Genomic DNA, 18226 nt, shown 5'->3' on the forward strand with positions numbered 1-18226 from the left:
CATCGCGCAACGCCGGACTGGCGGGGTAACTCCATTTGGGTTGGCGGCCCGGTCAAAGTTCGACGCGCAGCGCTTAACTTGAACCACCCACGACGCAACCTGGTTGGATGGATGCGTTTCCTTTACCAAAAAAACGATGCTGCTCAAGCGTATTCTGCTGACTTTGCTGGTGGCCCTGACCGGCCTGGCGGCCCGCGCCAACCACGTGCTGGTGCCCATGGACAACACCCAAAAGGAGTGCCTCAAGGCTTACGGCGTCACTTTTTGGCTGCTGCAGCGCGAAGTGCCCGTCGACTGGCTGCTGAATTACCGGGGCGGCGCGTTCGCCTTTGAAACCACGGCCGGGGCAGAAAATGAGCTGGCGGTGCGCGGCGTCTCATTCCAGGTCATCAGCGAGGCGCAGTACACGGCCATCCTCCAGGAAATAGCCGACCCCAACGCCAACATGGACGTGATGAAGCTGGAGAAGGTGCCCAAAATTGCGGTGTACACGCCCAAAGGCAAGCAGCCCTGGGACGATGCCGTGACCATGGTGCTGGCCTACGCCGAGATTCCCTACACCCAGCTTTACGACGACGAGGTACTGGCCGGCCAGCTGCCGAAGTACGACTGGCTGCACCTGCACCACGAAGATTTCACGGGCGAGTACGGCAAGTTCTACGCCACCTACCGCAACTACCCCTGGTACCAGCAGCAGGTGCGCGACGCCGAAGCCGCCGCCAAACGCAACGGCTTTGGCAAAGTGAGCCAGATGAAAGGCACCGTGGCGGTGAAAATGCAGGAATTCATTGCCGGGGGCGGCTTTTTGTTTGCCATGTGCTCGGCCACCGACAGCTACGACATTGCCCTGGCCGGCCTGGGCATTGACATGGTGGAAAGCATGTACGATGGCGACCCGGCCGACCCCAACGCGCAGTCCAAGCTGAACTTCAACCGCTGCCTGGCCTTCGAGAATTTCCAGCTGGTGCGCAACCCCTTCGAGTACGAGTACTCCAACATCGACATGCAGCCCAACGAGCGCGGCCTGGGCGAGCAGAACGATTATTTCTCGCTCTTCACCTTCTCGGCCAAGTACGACCCAGTGCCCACCATGCTGTGCCAGAACCACGAAAAAACCATCCACGGCTTTATGGGCCAAACCACGGCCTTCCGCAAGCGCCTCATCAAGTCGGATGTGATAGTGATGGGCGACACCAAGCAGACCGGCGAGGCGCGCTACCTGCACGGCACCCTGGGCAAAGGCACCTGGACTTTTTACGGCGGCCACGACCCCGAAGACTATCAGCACCTGGTGGGCGAAGAACCAACTGACCTCGCCCTGCACCCCAACTCGCCGGGCTACCGCCTCATATTGAACAACATTCTGTTTCCGGCGGCCAAGAAGAAGAAACAGAAAACCTGAGCAACCCGAGCGGCAACCGGCTGCCTCTGCTGGTTTCGGTGCGGGTGCATCATTCTGGCGGCGGTGGCCGTTAATATGGTTGTGTGCTTCTTCGCACACGCCCGCTCAGCCCCCTATTCCACCGCCCCGCATGGAAGACCTGCACCCTTCGAACTACTCGCTCTCGTTTAGCCGCCCCGAAGAATCGCCCACCACCGAAAACTCCAACCCGCTGCCCCGGGCGGTGCTTCGCAGGAGCAGCCACGTATTGCTGGACGGGCAATGGCGGTTTGCGCACGACGACGCCGATGTGGGCTTGCAACAGGACTGGGCGGCCGGACACATCTACGCGCACACGGCCCAGTGGCCGGGCTCGGTAGAAGAGCATTTGGCGCAGGCCCGCGGCCAGCATGGTGCCGCCGCCTGGCACGACCAGGTGGTGGTGTGGTACGAGCGCGAGTTTGCCCTGCCGGCAATTGAAGAGCCCCAGCCCTGCTCCATGGTGCAGCTCACGTTTGGGGCCTGCGGCTACGAAACGCGGGTGTGGCTCAACGGCCACCCGCTCAGCACCATTGAAGGCGAAGAGGTGCACTTTGGCGAGTACACCTCCTTCACCTACGAGCTGGACCCGGAATACCTGCGCCCGGTAAACCGCCTCACCGTGCGCATTGCCGACAACATGGACGGCGAAACCCCGCGCGGCAAGCAGGAGTCGCACGTGTACAAGCGCGGCGGCATCTGGTACCAGACCTACACCGGCGCCGTGCGCAGCGTGTGGCTGGAAGTGGTGGAGCGCAACCGCCTGCGCTCCCGCGTGGGCGTGGTGAGCGTGGTGGAAGACCAGCTGGTGCGCTTCAACGTGACGCTGCGCATCCACGACCCCGGCGATTACGTGATTCGCCTGCAGGTGTTCGACCCTAAAACGCCCAACCGCACCAGCCCGCTGGCGGCTTCGGACTTTCCCGTTCGCCTGGAGGCCGGCCAATGGCAGCAGCGCGTGGTGCTGGAAGTGCCCGGCGCCGAGTTGTGGTCGCCGGAAGCGCCCCACCGCTACCGGCTGGTGGCACAACTTGTGGACAGCGAGGGCTACGCTTCCACCATCGAAACGCTGTTTGGGCTACGCAAAATTGAAGCGCGGGGCCGGCACGTGTACCTCAATAATCAGTCGACCTACCTCGACGGCATCCTCTACCAGCCCGGCCAGGCCACTTACAAGGAGATGCAGCTGCACATGCACGCCATGAAGGCGCTGGGCTGCAACCTGGTGCGGGTGCACATTGCCGGCATCGACCCGCGCATCTATAACCTGGCCGACGAGCTGGGCCTGCTGCTGTGGGTGGAAGTGCCCAGCCCGCACAGCTCCACGCCCCGCAGCCGCGAAAACCACCGCGCCGAGCTGCTGCGGCTCGTGACCCTGAGCGAAACCCACCCCTCCATCATCATCTGGAGCCTTTACAACGAGGACTGGGGCGCCCAGGACATTGCCACCAACCCCGAAACCCGGCAGTACATCGTGGATACCTACCACTTTATGCAGATAACCTACCCGCAGTTTCTGGTAGTGGACAACGACGGCTGGCACCACGTGTCCCACACCGGCCGGCTCAAGTCGGACCTGCTCACGGCCCACCTCTACACCCCCGACCTGGCGCGGTGGCAGGAGCTGCTCGACCGGCTGGTGGGCGGCCAGATGGAGGGCACCGCCGCGTTTCCGCTGGTGGTGGGCGACGCCTTTTTCTACCGCCGGCAAGTGCCGCTTATTGTGAGCGAATGGGGCGGCTTTGGCTTTCCGGACTACGGCGGGCCGCAGGACGCGGAAGCCCGCACCAGCAGCATCCGCGCCTTCAAGCAGGAGCTGCGCCGACGCCCGATTGCGGGCGACGTGTACACCCAGGCCACCAACATTGAAGACGAGCGCAACGGCCTGATTGACGCGCACACCGGCGCCTTGAGCGTACCGACCGAGCTATTGGCCTCGCGGCAGATGAAATTTCTGGAGTAGCCGCCACCGTGAGAGATTCGTCGGCTCGAGGGCGATGACGTGCGCGCATTTCAGGAGAAACCCGCGGCAGAAAAGACGGTCAGCCTGGGGATAATAAGGCCGTAGCGCAGTTAAAAAGCAATTTGAACGGTTCCGAACCTGCCCGCCGCTTCCGGGGTTATCTTTGCAGCGCGCCATTTCCCGGCGCATTGCCTGCCCTATGACCATAACCCAAGAAGCCGTTCTCAAAGCCCTGAGCTACGTGGAAGAGCCCGACCTGGGCCAGGACCTCGTGACGCTCAACATGATTGAGAACATTGAGATTGATGGCCTTACCGTTGCCTTTACGGTGGTGCTTACTACGCCTGCCTGCCCCCTCAAGCAGCTCATTCACGATGCCTGCGAGCGCGCCATCCACACGATGGTGGACAAGGACGCCAACGTGGTGATTACCATGACCTCGCGCGTGACCACGCTGCGCAACAACCGCGGCGATTTGCTGCCGGGCGTTAAGAACATTATCGCCATTGCTTCGGGCAAAGGCGGCGTGGGCAAAAGCACCGTTACCGCCAACCTGGCGGTGGCGCTGGCGGCCACGGGCGCCAAAGTGGGCCTGATAGATGCTGATATTTCCGGCCCCAGCATGCCCACCATGTTTGGCGTGGAGAACGAAGCCCCCCACGTTTTTCAGGGCCCTAACGGCAAAAACCTGATTAAACCCATCGAAAAATACGGGGTGAAGATGATGAGCATCGGCTTTTTGACGCCGGCCGAGGCAGCCATTGTGTGGCGTGGGCCCATGGCTTCGTCGGCGCTCAAGCAGTTTATTACGGAGGTGGACTGGGGCGAGCTCGATTACCTGCTCCTCGACCTGCCGCCCGGCACTTCCGACATCCACCTGACCATGGTGCAAACGGTGCCCGTAACAGGGGCCGTTATCGTGACCACGCCCCAGAAGGTGGCCCTGGCCGATGCTCAGAAGGGCTTGCAGATGTTCCGCCAGCCCCAGATTAACGTGCCCGTGCTGGGCGTGGTGGAAAACATGGCCTGGTTCACCCCTGCCGAGCTGCCCGACAATAAGTACTTTATTTTCGGTGAGAATGGCGGCCGGCGCTTGGCCGAGCAGCACGACGTGCCGCTGCTGGGCCAGCTGCCGCTGGTGCAAAGCATTCGCGAAAACGGCGACGAGGGGCAGCCAGCGGTGCTCGACCCAAAGTCAGAAGTGGGCCAGCTCTTTGCTACTTTGGCCGAATCCGTAGCCCGGCAAATCAGCATCCGTAACAACGTGGCCCCTAAAACGGCCATCGTTCAAATGAACCCTTAATCCCGTGGACATGCCAGCATCTGCCCCCGTTTTCGACCATCCGTTGATGCCCCGTATTGAGGCGGCATTGGATAGCCTGCGCCCGTATCTGGCCACCGATGGCGGCAACGTGCGCGTGGCCAACATCACCCCCGAAGGCGTGCTCCAGCTCGAATGGGAAGGCGCCTGCGGGGCCTGCCCCATGTCGCCGATGACGCGCGCCGGCCTGGAAGACACCGTGAAGAAGGCCGTGCCCGAAATCACGGCCGTTGAAGCCCGCTAAGCGGTTTCTGACAGTTATTTGGTAAAGTAAGAACGTCATGCTGAGCGCAGCCGAAGCATCTCGCGTGTGGTAGTAATCCTTTCGATTAGTTTACTACTGCACGCGAGATGCTTCGGCTCCGCTCAGCATGACGTTCTTTTTGCCCTCTTTCCTTTCTCCCACAAAACACCCTGCCCTGCATGGCCACTGCCCCGAATTCGCCCACCCTTCGCTCCTGGATTGACATTCCGCCCACCAGCGACTTTCCCATTCAAAACCTGCCGTTTGGCGTGTTCGAAACCGAAGAGCGGGGCGCGCGCCTGGCCGTGGCCATTGGAGCCTACGTGCTCGACCTGTACGCGGCCAGCCAGCATGGTTTCTTTGAAGACCTGACGGAGCTGGGAGCCGCTCAGCCCAAGGTATTTCGGCGCCGCTCCCTCAATGCGTTTTTGCGCCTGGGCCGGCCGGCGTGGCGGGCGGTGCGCCAGCGCGTGAGCGAGCTGCTGCGCCACGACGAGCCCCTGTTGCGCGACAACGAAGCGGCCGTGCGCGACTGCCTGCTGCGCCAAACCGACGTGCGCATGCTGCGCCCCGTAAAGCCCGCCAACTACACCGATTTCTACAGCAGCATCGAGCACGCCACCAACGTGGGCACCATGTTCCGCGACCCGGCCAACGCCCTGCTGCCCAACTGGCGCCACCTGCCCATTGGCTACCACGGCCGCACCAGCAGCATCGTGGTGTCCGGCACCGACATCCGGCGCCCCAACGGCCAGCGCAAAGCCCCCGACGAGGCAACGCCCACGTTCGGCCCCAGCCGCCAGCTTGACTTTGAGCTGGAAATGGCCTTTGTGGTGGGCACCGGCACCGCGCTGGGCAGCACCGTGCCCATTGCCGAGGCTGAGGAGCACATATTCGGACTGTGCCTGTTCAACGACTGGAGCGCCCGCGACCTGCAAAGCTGGGAATACGTGCCCCTGGGGCCCTTTCTGGGCAAGAATTTCGGCAGTAGCCTGGCACCCTGGGTGGTCACGCTCGATGCGCTGGAGCCCTTCCGCATTGCCGGCCCCGTGCAGCAACCCACGCCCCTGCCCTACCTCAACCAGGACGGCGCCCACAACTTCGACATTGACCTTGAAGTGGCCCTCACGCCCGCGCAGGGCCCCGAAACCACTATCAGCCGCACCAATTTTGGGCTCATGTACTGGAGCATGGCCCAGCAGCTCACCCACCACGCCTCCAACGGCTGCAACCTGGAAACCGGCGACCTCTACGCCTCCGGCACCATCAGCGGCACCACCCCCGACTCTTTGGGCTCCATGCTGGAACTGACGTGGCGCGGCACCCGCCCCCTGCAATTGCCCGATGGCACGGAGCGCAAGTTCATCCTGGACGGCGACACCGTGGCCATGCGCGGCTACGCCGAGAAAGACGGTGTACGCATCGGCTTTGGCGAGGTGCGCGGCACCGTGCTCCCGGCTGTCGAACAATAAGCCTGCCCAGCCTTAATCAGTTCTTAATCAGTTCTTAATCAAACGTTGACGAAAATCCTCTCAAATTGAGTTTCGTGAACGCAGATTTATCTAACCAGTTTCTTAAACTCATTTTGTACGTTGGCTCAGTTATCCGCTTTGAATTTGGAATTTCTCTGGGGAGTTAATTGAAAGGGGAATAATTTACAACTTTACTTATCGTACGTGCTTATGGCTGATTTCCACTTTTCCCGCCGCAACTGGCTCAAAACGGCGGCCCTTGCCACCACCCCAGTACTACTGGGTGCGCTGCCTGTTGCAACCAGCACTGCCGCCCCAGCCGCCGGCAAAACCCCGGCGCTGACCGTCGGGGAAATTGCAGCCATTGAAGCGGCCCTAGGCAAGAAGGGAAACTACGTAGAGGCGCAGGCGACGCATACCACGCCGCTGCCGCGCAACGATTTGAAAGTGACGATAAAAGGGGAGCCGGTGCCCATTTCGTTCGGGTTCGGGGGGTGGGTGGCCATCAAGCACACCCTGGACGGTAAGTCCGCAATGTTGATGAGCGACACGGTGCTGCTACAAGAAGAGGTGAACCCACTGATGTCGGCCGCCTTGGCCAATGGCCTAGAGATTGGGGCGGTGCACAACCATTTTTTCTACGAGGAGCCGCGCATCTTCTACATGCACGTGCACGGCATGGGCACGCCGGCCGAGTTGGCCAGGAAGTTTGCGGCCACGTTAAAAGATTCCAAGCTGTTGCCGGCCAACCAACCGCCCGCTCTCGCGCCCGCTCCGGCGCAGGCCGGCACCAATGCCACGCCAAGCGCCGGGCCGCCCACGGGCAAGGACTTGTTTGACCTGCCGGCGCTGGACCGGCTGGTGGGCTACCCGGGGGTGGTAAACGGCCCAACCTATAAGTACACCGTGGGCCGAGCCGACCTGCAACCCCTCATGATGGGGACTGAAATGACCGCCGCCATTGGCTTGAACTCTTGGGCGGCGTTTGCCGGCAAGCAGGCCGACGCCCACATTGCCGGCGACGTGGCCATGCTGGAGGCTGAAGTCAATCCCGTGATTAAAGCATTGCGGGCTCATAACCTCGAAGTAGTGGCCGTGCACAACCACATGCTCTTCGACCAGCCCCGCATGATGTTTCTGCACTATTATGGCCGTGGCCCGGCAGCGCAACTGGCCCAAGGATTTCGCGCGGCGCTCGACCAGCTAGGTCGAGGCAAACCCGGTGGCATGAAGAGGATGACGCATTAACACTGTACCCCATCCGCATGCCAGCGAAAAGGTGGTATAAAAAGTCAGAAGTGCTGAGCAATCATAGCCCCTCAACGCCTCAATGCATCCGGTCGTCGCGCACCGGCAGGTTGGTCACGATTTCGCCTTCAATCAGAAGCAATTCCTGCAACCGTTCTTCTACCAGTTTGGGGTCGCAGTATTCCTTGGCCAAATCCACGTAGGCCACAAAATGCGCGGCTTCGGACACCATCAATTCGTAATAGAATTTACTCAATTCCTGGTCGGCAATATTTTGCCAAAGCAGCTTGAATCGTTCGCAGCTACGGGCTTCAATCAGGGCCGAAACCAGGAGCTGGTCCATGAGCTGGCGCTCGCGGGCGCCGCCTTTGCGCACGTGCGCCAGCAGCTGCACTACGTACTCGTCTTTGCGCGGCCGGCCCAGCTGAAAACCGCGTTTGCGCAACTCCAAGAGCACCCGTTCGAAGTGGCTCCACTCCTCGGCCACCAGGTCGGTGAGCTCGTCAACCAGGCGGTTTTTTTCCGGGTAATGGATAATCATGCTGATGCCGGTGCTGGCCGCTTTTTGCTCGCACCAGGCGTGGTCCACCAGAATTTCTTCGATATTTTTCTCAGCAATATTTACCCACCGCGGGTCGGTATTCAGCTTTAATTTCAGAATGGTTTTTTCTTTCATTATCGTATTTTCTAATTAAAGAAATTCCATTTAATTCCTAATTGAAAACGCCTCGGATAACCTGAATAATACGGTGTGGCGTAATATCCGTCGTAGAGCAGCCCCTGGTTTATATAAGCGGCTTTGAGAAACACCGATACCGTTTTAATATCAGCCGAAATAAAGGCGTCCACCACCGAATAGTTGCGAACGGTGAAGCTGTTTTGCAGGTAGAATTGCTGGGTGCTGGGGCTATAGTCCAATGCCCGGTAGCGGGACTGATAATACGCCTCCAGACCAATCTGGCTGAACACCGCTTTCTTGAAAATATAGCTTTCGTAAAACACCCGGGAATTGGTGACCAATTCCGGAATGCGAATGCCCTGCACGTCCCCCCCTCGCGTGTAGGTGGCCTGGTTATCAAATCCCACCCGGCCAAAATGCAACCGGTAGCGCACAGTGCCAATCAGCAGGTTTTTGGCGTCGCTTTCCTGGGCTGGGGCACCACCGGTGCCGTAATACACGAGGTTGCCGATGGACACGCCGCTCACGCTGGCTTCGAAGCGCTGCTTGGTGAGTTTACCGAAGTTGGGCACTTTCAGGGCCAGGCGTCCGGTGAGGTGCGTGGCGTTCACGTTCTCAAACTCGGTGGCGGTGCCGGGCAGGTGGTGCCACTCGTAGTGGTTGCCCACAAACTCCTGCTGCGTGAGGGTGGGCGAATAGGAAGTCTGGAGGATTTCGGCCGATAGCGGCCCCGTGCGCATGGTACCACGCAGCCAGTATTCGGGGTAGTTGGTGTACTTGTTCGACAGCGACAGGGCATACAATTCGCCCGCCGTCTCGATGGCGTAGATGGTGCGGTAGTTGAACGACGCAACACCGCCCACAAACACTTGGTTGAAATTGCGGGTGGGCGCGGCTGTTATCAAACGTATGTTGGTGGCGGTGGCCGCCGAATCCAGGGTTTTGCTGGCCAGCGAAGCCAGGCGGTTGCGGGCGTATAGCCGGTATTCTACCGTCTTGGTACGCCCCAGCACTCCCACCGTATTCTCTATCTGCTGGTACTGGGCGCGGTCCAGGGTGGCCGTGCGGTTTCGTACTGGGTTGGGGGGATAAAACAGGTAGCCGCCGCTGTTGTCGGCACTTAGCGCCTGGTCGAAGTAGCTGTTGTACTGGCGCTTGGCGTCGAGGGTGTGGTACACGGTGAGGCCGCGCCCCAGCAGGCGGTAGGTTTGGGTGAGGTAGAGTTGGTCGCGGGCCTCGTTGTTGGCCGCCCGGGTCAGGTACACCTGCTCCCGGCCGTAGTTGAACAGCTCGCTGAGCTCGAGGGTGTCGCTGGCGGGCCGGATGCCGCCCTGCTCAATGCCACGGTGGCGCACGTTGGAGAAGTTGAACAGCAAGTGGTACCGCTCGTCATCGGTTTGAAACCGACTAAAGAGCAGCACATTGGAGTGCTCCACCAGGCCGTCGCGGGAGGAGCGGGCGGCCAGAATTTTATTCGATGCAATGCGCTCGTAGGCAATGCCCACGCTGAAGTTCTTTTTCAGGCTCCGGCTGTAGCTGAACTCAAATACCTGCTCGCCGGAGCCCGACTGCACCAGCCGAAAAAAGGAGTACGGCGAGCGGGAATCGTAGTAAGGTATTTCGGCAGCCACCCGGGCGTATTTGTCGAACACGTTGCGGCCAAACCGGGCCCCGAGCTGCAAGTTGGGCTGGTAGAGCAGCGGCCGCGAAGCCGAGCCCACGGCCCCCAAATCCTGCTGAAACGTGGTGTCGTGGAACCAGAACCGCGCCTGCGGCCAGCGTGTGAGCGTGGTGTCGATGGGCGTGCCCGAGGTAGAGTCGCGCAGCACCTCGGCCTGGTAGATGACGCGCGTAGTTTTAGGGCCGTAAAGCACCCTGGTCGAGTCGTCGAGCACCTGCGCCTGCGCGGCCGGGACACCACCCAGCCCGCCGCACAGCAGCAGCCCCAACACCAACGAGGCCAGCGGGGACCACATTCTAAAAAAACCGCGTTTCGTAGCCTTCAAACAAGTAATAAATACGCCGCAGGCTAAGGAAGCCTTCGGCAAAGCGAAGTAGATAAAATCAGGAAGCCGCAGCCGGTGCCGGGGGCAACAGGCTACGCAAAGCGGCACCTCCGGCTCCCGGAAACGCAACGCGCACCGGAATGGTATAGAGCGGCAGCCCCGCCCACGCCGCCCGCACCAGGGGCGCCTGCAGCCGGGTGGCATCCTTTTCGGTTGTAAAAATAGGCCAGCCCGGCTGCCAATGGCCCCGCAGACGGGTCAAATCCTGCGGCTGGAAGGCGTGGTGGTCGGGAAAAGCCGCGTGGTGCTCAATTGCGTAGCCCTGTTCCTCCAAATACATGCGCAGAGGGCTGGGCTGGGCTATTCCCGTAAGCAGCAAGGCCGGCTGGCCACTGGCTGACACCGGTCGTAACGCCGCCGGGGCGTCGGCCACGTTTGCCGCCAAGGCCACCGGCTGGCCATAGGCATAGCTGGAAAACAGCACCGCTACCTGCGGCCGGCTGTAATGCCTCACCCGTTGCAGCACCAGCGCCTGGGCCGCGACTGAGAGGCCAGGCGGGCATTTGGTTACAATAATGACATCGGCGCGGCGGGCACCGTGCCGGCTTTCGCGCAGGCGGCCGGCCGGCAGCACATAGTCCTGGTAAAACGGCCGGGCCCATTCGGTGAGTAGCACGTTGAGGGTGGGCCGCACGGCGCGGTGCTGGAAGGCATCGTCGAGCACCACCACGGTGGTTTCGGGGTACTGCTTCAGGAGCAACCGCACGCCAAGTTGCCTTTTTTCGGCCACTGCCACGGGCACGTGCCGAGCGGCGAATTCCTGGAAGTACTGCCAGGGCTCGTCCCCCACAGTGGCCGCCGAGTCGGATGGGCCCGCCACGCGTGGGCCGCGGGTGAGGCGGCCGTAGCCCCGGCTCAGGATGGCCGGGCGGTGGCCCTGGCGCAGTAGCTCCTCCACCAGCCACATCACGTGGGGCGTTTTGCCGGTGCCGCCCACACGCAGGTTGCCCACGTTGAGCAGCGGCACGGCAAACGACTCCGATTTTTTCCAACCGGCCTCGTACAGCCAGTTCCGGAAGCCCATTACCGCAGCGTAGAGCCAGGAAAAAGGCAGCAGGAAAAACGTCCACATACGCGCCATAAGCAAGAGCTATGCTCCAGTGAGAGCCGGCAAAAGTACAGCCCTGCTGCGGGTGGCCACACAAAGACGCCGCGAAGTAGTTGTCTGCAGTGTATTAATCAGCGCACCCCACTTCTATGCACTCACGACTTCTCCTCAGCGGCCTCCTGGCGCTGGGTTTCTCTGCCCAGGGCCAGCCGGTAGCCCCCGCCGATACCACCCGCAGCATGGTGCCCCTCCCCGCTTTTAGCCAGGAGCGCACCCGCCTGGACCAGCGCGGCCTGCAGCTACTGGGCGGCTGGGCCGTGAGCAACCTATTGGTAAGCGGCATTGCCTATGGCCAGACGGAGGGCTCGGCCCGGTATTTCCATCAAATGAACATCGGCTGGGGCGTGGTGAATCTGGCGCTGGCCGGAACCGGCTACCTGGCCGCCCGGCGGGCCACGCGCCAGCCCCTCACCGACCGCGCCGGCAACGTGCGCCGCCAGTTAAGCACCGAAAACCTGTACATATTCAACGCGGGCCTCGACGTGGCTTATCTGGCCACGGGCTTCTATCTGCTCGAAAAAGGGCGCAACCCCACGGCCTCCGCCCCCCCGGCGCGGTGGCGCGGCTACGGGCAGTCGCTGCTGCTGCAGGGCGGGGTTCTGCTGTTGTTCGACGGCTTCCAGTACGTTACCCACCACCGGCACGGACGCAGCCTCTACCCTTTGCTGAGCCGCCTCCAGCTGGGTGCCGGCTCGGTGGGCGTAGTGCTGCCGCTGGGGCAACGAGGAAAGTAAAAGAGGGCATCAAGGCGTTGAAAGTCAGTTAATTCACAATCGTTGGTCATCCTGAGCGGAGCGAAGCGCTTTCTCACAAATGGGTATTCATAGAACGATTTTCGTTCAGCTATGAGAAGGTCCTTCGCTCAGCTCAGGATGACAGTTCTTTCCGCTTCTTAATTACTATTCAACAGCTCCCCCCCCCCCCCGTCCATGTCCGCATTCGCCACCCAGCTCCTGAAGTTTCTCTCGTCGTTTCCCCTCCCGCTGGGGCTGCCGGCGGGCGTGGCAGCCGCCAGCCCCTTTCGCGAGCCGGCGGTGCAGGAGCTGCTGGCTCAGTTCGCCCACCAGTATTACGTGGAGGCGCCGCCCCGGGTCGCGGTCCTGGGCATCAATCCTGGCCGGCTGGGCATGGGCCGTACGGGCGTGGCCTTCACCGACCCCACGGCCCTGGCCGAACACTGCGGCATCGGCCACGACCTGCCCCGGCAGCGCCCAGAGCTTTCCTCGCAATTCATTTATGCGGTAGTGAATGAGATGGGTGGTCCTGCGGCGTTCTACCGGCACTTTTACTTGGGCTCGGTATACCCGCTGGTGCTGCTGCGCGAGGGCCTGAACTACAATTATTATGATTCCCCGGCCCTACTGAAGTCGCTGTGGCCGAACATGCGCAGCTCCCTGCGCCAGCAGGTGCAGGCCCTGGGCTTGAGAAGGGATGTGGCCGTGAGCCTGGGCAAGCGCAACGGGCTTTTTTTCAACAAGCTAAACGACGAACTGGGATTATTTGAGCGAATTGTGGTGCTGGACCACCCGCGCTACCTCATGCAGTACCGCCGCCGCGACCTGGAGCAAAACATAGCGCACTACGTGGCCGAACTGGGGGACCTGCTCCCTGCCCCGGCGTAACCCGGCACCCCACCCCGGGACGATGGCTGCGCCAAAAGCGAGTTATTTGTAGCGCTACCCATCAAAATATTTTGCCCATGCCCACCGTTCAAGACCTGACCCGCCTGCTGGAAGCCGCAGCCCCCCTCGCCTACCAGGAAAGCTACGACAATGCTGGCCTGCAGTGCGGCAACCCGCAGGCGCAAGTCACCGGCGTGTTGATTGCGCTGGACTGCACCCCGGCCATCGTGGCCGAGGCCCTGCGGCGCGGCTGCAACGTGGTGGTGTGCCACCACCCGGTCATTTTCAAGCCCCTCAAGCGCCTCACCGGGGCCAATGAAGTAGAGCAAACCATCATCGCGGCGCTCAAAAACGATGTGGCCATCTACGCCGCGCACACCAACCTAGACAACGTACGCGGGGGAGTAAACGACAAACTCGCCGAAAAACTTGGGCTGACCAACACCCGCGTACTGGCGCCCAAAACCGGCACGCTGGCCCGCCTCGTCACCTACGTGCCGCACCGCCCCGAAGACCAGCAAACGGACGTGGCCTGCCGGGTATTGGCGGCCCTATACGCGGCCGGCGCGGGCCAGGTGGGGCAATATGCCGACTGCAGTTTTCGCACCGAAGGCATCGGCACGTTCACCCCTGGTGCCGGCACCCAGCCCGCCGTTGGGGCCCCGCACCAGCCCGAAACCCTCCCCGAACTGCGGCTTGAAGTGCTGCTGCCACTGCACAAGCAGGCGGCGGTGCTGCGGGCGTTGCGCACCGCACACCCTTACGAGGAAGTGGCTTACGAGCTTATCAAGCTAGAAAACACGCACCACGAAGTGGGCTCCGGCATGGTGGGCGAGCTGCCCGTTGCGCTTGCGCCGGCTGCCTTCCGGGCCATGCTCAAGGCCCGGCTGCTGGTGCCGGTGGTGCGGCACACGCCATTTGAGCGCGCTATAAAAACGGTGGCCATTTGTGGCGGCGCCGGTGCCTTTCTCATTGGCGCGGCGCGGGCTGCCGGGGCCGATGCCTACGTGACCGGCGATGTGAAATACCACGAGTTTTTTGGGGCCGAAGGACAGCTCATGCTCTGCGACGTGGGCCATTTTGAAAGCGAACAGTTCACCAGCGAGGTGTTCCGAGATTTGCTAACGGCCGGATTTGAACGTACTTTTGCGGTCTTAATCGCTGAAACCCCTACGAACCCCGTTCAATATGACTGCTAAAAGTGCCGCCGTGGCTCCTGCCGACGTTCCCGTAGCCGCCAAGCTCGAAGCCCTGCTCACCTTGCAGAACCTAGACTCGCAGCTCGATGAAATCCGGCGCGTGCGCGGCGATTTGCCAGAGGAAGTACAGGATTTGGAAGACGAAATTGCTGGTTATGAGGTTCGTGTCAAGAAATTTGACGAGGAAATTCAGGGTCTGAACGACTTCATTAAGAGCCGCAAACAAGCCAGCAAAGACGCCGAGTCGCTCATTAAAAAGTACGACGAGCAACAGCAGAACGTCCGCAACAACCGCGAATTCGAAGCCATTGCCAAGGAAATTGAATTGCAGCGCCTGGAAATCCAGATTGCCGATAAGAAAATCAAGGAGTCGCAGTATCAGATTGACGTGAAAAACGCTGAAATCAGCGGTACGAAGTCGAAACTGGACGAGCGCCGCAAGGACCTCGACAACAAAAAAGGCGAGCTTGACACCATCGTGGGCGAAAACGAGGAGGAAGAGCGCAGCATCATGGCCCAGCGCGAAGAGGCAACCAAGCCCGTAGAAGAGCGCCTGCTGACGGCCTATACCCGCATCCGCGGCAACGTGCGCAACGGCTTGGCCGTGGTGCTGGTGCGGCGCGACGCCTGCGGCGGCTGCTTCAACACGGTGCCCCCCCAGCGCCAGGCAGACATCATTTCGCACAAGAAAATCATCGTGTGCGAGCACTGCGGCCGCATTCTGGCCGACGTGGAAGCCCGCGCGGTATAAGCGGTTCTTTTGGGTAACCCAAAAATCTGGCTTGCTGATTGAAATCGTAAAAAGGAACGGCCGGGTGCCGTTCCTTTTTTTGTTGAATGCCCTATGTCTCTTCTGGCTACTGTTTTCCGGGAAGTACTTCGCCGCTGGCGGGCCGCTGCCGCCCGCCGGTGGGGTTTGGTGTTGCTGTGCCTGACGGGGGCCGTGGGCACGTCGGCGTTTTCCGGCTCTGGAGTGGCTCCTGCGGCCCGCGTGGCGGAGCAGCCTGCCGCAGTGCTTCCCGAGCGGCTCACTTCCAATAGCAGCCGCGCGTATGCTGAAGTGCTCAAGCTGCGGCTGGGCGCGGCGCGCGAACTGCTCCAGCAGGAACTGGTCAGCAGCCCGGCCGCGCCCGCACCCCTGCTGGTAGCCAACTGTGCCGATTTCGTGGAGCTGCTCATCTCACAGGATGCCAGCCGGTACGATGCGCTGGTGGCCGCGCAGGAAGCTCACTTGGCGGCACTGGGTCGCGCGCCCGCCAGCGCCCTGCGGGACTACGCCCGGGCCGAAATCACGCTTCATCTGGGCCTTAGCCAGCTGCTGTTTAAGCACCTTGTGGTGGGCGGGTTTCACCTGCGCAGCGGCTACCATCAGATGCAAGCTGTGGTGAAGCGGTATCCATCCTTTGCCCCGGCCCGCAAAACGCTTGGCATCTGCGAGTTTGCGGTGGGCTCGCTGCCCGAGGGCTACCGCTGGCTGCTGCGCCTGCTGGGCCTGACGGCCAGCGTGGAGACCGGCCTGAAAAACCTGGCCATCGCCGCCGCGCAGCCTAGCGATTTTCATACCGAAAGCCTGATTTATCTCACCATGATTCGGGAGAGCTACTACAAGAAACCCGAGGAAGGCCTGCGACTTGCGGAGCGCCTGGCCGCCCAGCAGCCCAACAACCTGCTCTTTGCCTACCTGCTCATGAGCGTGAACAAGCGCCAGCACCGGGGCGAGGCGGCCCTGGCCGCGTACCGCGCCCGGCCCACGGGCCCCGGCTACCTGGCGGTACCTTACCTGCACCACATGGCCGCCGACCTGCTCCTGTACCAAGGAGACTATGCCGCCTCGGAACGTGAGAACCTGGCATTTTTGCGGGAGTTCAGGGGGCAGCATTACCGCAAAGACACGGCTTTTAAACTCTACCTGGCGGCCTGGCTGGGCGGGCAGCCCGCGGCGGTGGTGGCACGCTACCGCCAACAAATCAACCTGCCCGGCCCCACCGATGTGGAAGAAGACAACTACGCCCAGCACTACTACCACAAGGCCCAGGCCCTGCACCCCGTGCTCACCCGGGCCCGCCTGCAGATAGACGGGGGCTACAACCGTCAGGCGCTGGCTACCCTGCGCAGCTTTCATGCAACACCCACCACCCTGTGGCGCGACCGCATTGAGGATCCCTACCGCCGGGCCCGCGCCTACCAGGGCCTGGGCCAGCTCGACTCGGCCTGGTTCTACTTTGAGCGCACGCAAACCGTGGCCGGCCCCACGGCTCCCTACTATTTTGCGCCCCAGGCGGCCTTGCAACAGGGCTACCTGGCCCAGCAGGAAGGCAACAAACCCAAGGCCCGGGAATGCTTTTCGAAAGCGCTGAAATACCCCTGGCACGAGTATAAAAACAGCACCGATGCCAAGGCCAATCTGGCCTTGCGCGAGCTGCGCTAAGCCCTTCTCTGGCTTGCTTTGTTGTCAATGTTAGCTGCCCGTATCAGCGTGTTTCTTCCCCCTGCCTTGTGTCTGCTTTGCCCGCTACTCCTGTTTTTCTCTCGGTTCCGGTAGCGGAGTTGCCCGCTGACTTTAAGCAGCGCGCCCTGCAATGGGGAGCGGCATTTCCGCACTGCGCCTACTTCAAGCCCAATGGGCTGGACTATCCGCACGGGCCTTTTGCGCACCTGCTGGCGGTGGCGCCAGCAGATTGCGCCAGCCTGGGCTCGCTGCAGGAGCTGGGGAAATTGGAGTTATCAGCTCTGAATGCCGCGCCGCGCTGTGGCTTTGTGACCTACGATGTCAAAAACGACATCGAAGCCTTGAGCAGCCAGAACTTTGCTGGGTTCGGCTGGCCGCAGCTGCACTTTTTCACTCCCACCACTTGGCTCTACTGGCGCGATGAGGTGGTTGAGTTGCACGGAGAAACCGAAGGGGTGCTGGCCCAAATCATGGCCCAACCGGTGGGACCTTCGCTGCGCACGGTAGTGCCTGTAGTTCGGCCCCGGCTGCCCAAGGAGGATTACCTGCGGGCCGTGACTGCCGTACGCGAAAACATTCTGAATGGGGAAGTTTATGAGTTGAACCTGTGCCAGGAGTTCTACGCCGAAGCCATTGACCTGGACCCCACCAATGTGTTTTGGCAGCTGATGGAAGCATCGCCCGCGCCGTTTGCGGGCTTCCTGCGCTGGCACGACCATTTCCTGCTGTGTGCGTCGCCTGAGCGGTTTTTGTCGCGTCAGGGCACCCGGATTGTTTCACAGCCCATCAAAGGCACCATCCGGCGCGGGGCCACGCCAGCCGAAGACGAGCAGCAGCGCGAGGCGTTGCGGCACGACGAAAAGGAACGCGCCGAAAACCTGATGATAGTGGACCTGGTGCGCAACGACCTCGCCCGGGTAGCTGAAACGGGTACCGTACGCGTACCCGAGCTATTCGGCCTCTATCCCTTTCGCCACCTCTGGCAAATGATTTCAACGGTGACCGCCGACCTGCGGTCCGATGTGCGCTTGGAAGAAATCCTGCGCGCCACTTTCCCCATGGGCTCGATGACCGGCGCGCCCAAAATCCGAGCCATGCAGCTCATCGAGCAGTACGAAAACAGCCAGCGCGGCCTCTACAGCGGCAGCATGGGCTACATAGGACCCAATGGTGAATTCGACCTCAACGTGGTGATTCGCTCCCTACAATACCGCCGCGACACGGGCTACCTCAGCTTTCAGGTGGGCTCCGCCATCACCTTCGACTCAGACCCGGAGCGCGAATACGACGAGTGCCTGCTCAAAGCCAAAGCCCTGCTGCAAGTGCTGGGAGCTATGATTAGTGAGTAGTGATTAGTGGCGAACGGTTAGTGGCTAGAGGCTTATTAACCACTAACCGTTCACCACTAATCACTAACCATTAACTCTGCCATTCT

General features: G+C 61.4%; 15 protein-coding genes. 12 read left to right on the plus strand and 3 right to left on the minus strand.

What is annotated here, in order from left to right; all coding sequences use genetic code 11:
• Positions 1 to 136 precede the first annotated feature (136 nt).
• From BEN48_RS00460 to BEN48_RS00485, 6 genes are all read left to right on the plus strand, one after another.
• Entirely contained in the window at positions 137 to 1402 is a 1266-nt protein-coding gene (locus tag BEN48_RS00460) for an asparagine synthetase B (RefSeq protein WP_070731848.1), read from the plus strand.
• A 130-nt stretch (positions 1403 to 1532) separates the two neighbouring features.
• Complete coding sequence (locus BEN48_RS00465) at positions 1533 to 3383, plus strand: glycoside hydrolase family 2 protein (protein ID WP_070731850.1); 1851 nt, start codon at positions 1533 to 1535, stop codon at positions 3381 to 3383.
• A 199-nt stretch (positions 3384 to 3582) separates the two neighbouring features.
• Positions 3583 to 4686 carry an Mrp/NBP35 family ATP-binding protein gene (locus BEN48_RS00470; RefSeq protein ID WP_070731852.1) on the plus strand — a complete coding sequence of 368 codons (1104 nt, stop codon included), beginning with the start codon at positions 3583 to 3585 and terminating at the stop codon, positions 4684 to 4686.
• 10 nt (positions 4687 to 4696) lie between these two features.
• Complete coding sequence (locus BEN48_RS00475; RefSeq protein WP_070727744.1) at positions 4697 to 4948, plus strand: NifU family protein; 252 nt, start codon at positions 4697 to 4699, stop codon at positions 4946 to 4948.
• Between the two features lie 179 nt (positions 4949 to 5127).
• Positions 5128 to 6420, plus strand: coding sequence for a fumarylacetoacetase (fahA, locus tag BEN48_RS00480; protein ID WP_070731854.1), 1293 nt, complete (start codon positions 5128 to 5130; stop codon positions 6418 to 6420).
• A 210-nt stretch (positions 6421 to 6630) separates the two neighbouring features.
• On the plus strand, positions 6631 to 7668 hold the full coding sequence (locus BEN48_RS00485; RefSeq protein ID WP_070731856.1) for a DUF1259 domain-containing protein: 1038 nt from the start codon (positions 6631 to 6633) through the stop codon (positions 7666 to 7668).
• A 79-nt stretch (positions 7669 to 7747) separates the two neighbouring features.
• Here BEN48_RS00485 and miaE read toward each other — a convergent pair whose 3' ends face one another.
• From miaE to lpxK, 3 genes are all read right to left on the minus strand, one after another.
• On the minus strand, positions 7748 to 8344 hold the full coding sequence (miaE, locus tag BEN48_RS00490) for a tRNA-(ms[2]io[6]A)-hydroxylase (protein ID WP_070731858.1): 597 nt from the start codon (positions 8342 to 8344) through the stop codon (positions 7748 to 7750).
• An 11-nt stretch (positions 8345 to 8355) separates the two neighbouring features.
• A complete protein-coding gene (locus tag BEN48_RS00495; RefSeq protein WP_070731859.1) occupies positions 8356 to 10323 on the minus strand; it encodes a putative porin in 1968 nt (655 codons plus the stop codon).
• 88 nt (positions 10324 to 10411) lie between these two features.
• Positions 10412 to 11485 (minus strand): tetraacyldisaccharide 4'-kinase, encoded by a 1074-nt coding sequence (lpxK, locus tag BEN48_RS00500; RefSeq protein WP_070731931.1) that lies wholly within the window; start codon positions 11483 to 11485, stop codon positions 10412 to 10414.
• 125 nt (positions 11486 to 11610) lie between these two features.
• Between lpxK and BEN48_RS00505 the strand changes: the two genes are divergently transcribed.
• From BEN48_RS00505 to pabB, 6 genes are all read left to right on the plus strand, one after another.
• On the plus strand, positions 11611 to 12255 hold the full coding sequence (locus BEN48_RS00505; RefSeq protein WP_070731861.1) for a DUF6992 family protein: 645 nt from the start codon (positions 11611 to 11613) through the stop codon (positions 12253 to 12255).
• A 195-nt stretch (positions 12256 to 12450) separates the two neighbouring features.
• Complete coding sequence (locus tag BEN48_RS00510; protein WP_070731864.1) at positions 12451 to 13143, plus strand: uracil-DNA glycosylase family protein; 693 nt, start codon at positions 12451 to 12453, stop codon at positions 13141 to 13143.
• Positions 13144 to 13220: 77 nt separating this feature from the next.
• Entirely contained in the window at positions 13221 to 14342 is a 1122-nt protein-coding gene (locus tag BEN48_RS00515) for a Nif3-like dinuclear metal center hexameric protein (RefSeq protein ID WP_070731866.1), read from the plus strand.
• Positions 14332 to 15093: a zinc ribbon domain-containing protein gene (locus BEN48_RS00520; protein WP_070731868.1), complete on the plus strand. Its 762-nt coding sequence runs from the start codon at positions 14332 to 14334 to the stop codon at positions 15091 to 15093. Before BEN48_RS00515 ends, BEN48_RS00520 begins: the two co-directional genes overlap by 11 nt.
• A 93-nt stretch (positions 15094 to 15186) precedes the next feature.
• Positions 15187 to 16770 carry a tetratricopeptide repeat protein gene (locus tag BEN48_RS00525; protein ID WP_083320614.1) on the plus strand — a complete coding sequence of 528 codons (1584 nt, stop codon included), beginning with the start codon at positions 15187 to 15189 and terminating at the stop codon, positions 16768 to 16770.
• Positions 16771 to 16838: 68 nt separating this feature from the next.
• Positions 16839 to 18140 carry an aminodeoxychorismate synthase component I gene (gene pabB, locus BEN48_RS00530; RefSeq protein ID WP_241502121.1) on the plus strand — a complete coding sequence of 434 codons (1302 nt, stop codon included), beginning with the start codon at positions 16839 to 16841 and terminating at the stop codon, positions 18138 to 18140.
• Positions 18141 to 18226: the final 86 nt, after the last annotated feature.

Source organism: Hymenobacter glacialis, assembly GCF_001816165.1.
In the GTDB taxonomy this organism is placed as follows: domain Bacteria; phylum Bacteroidota; class Bacteroidia; order Cytophagales; family Hymenobacteraceae; genus Hymenobacter; species Hymenobacter glacialis.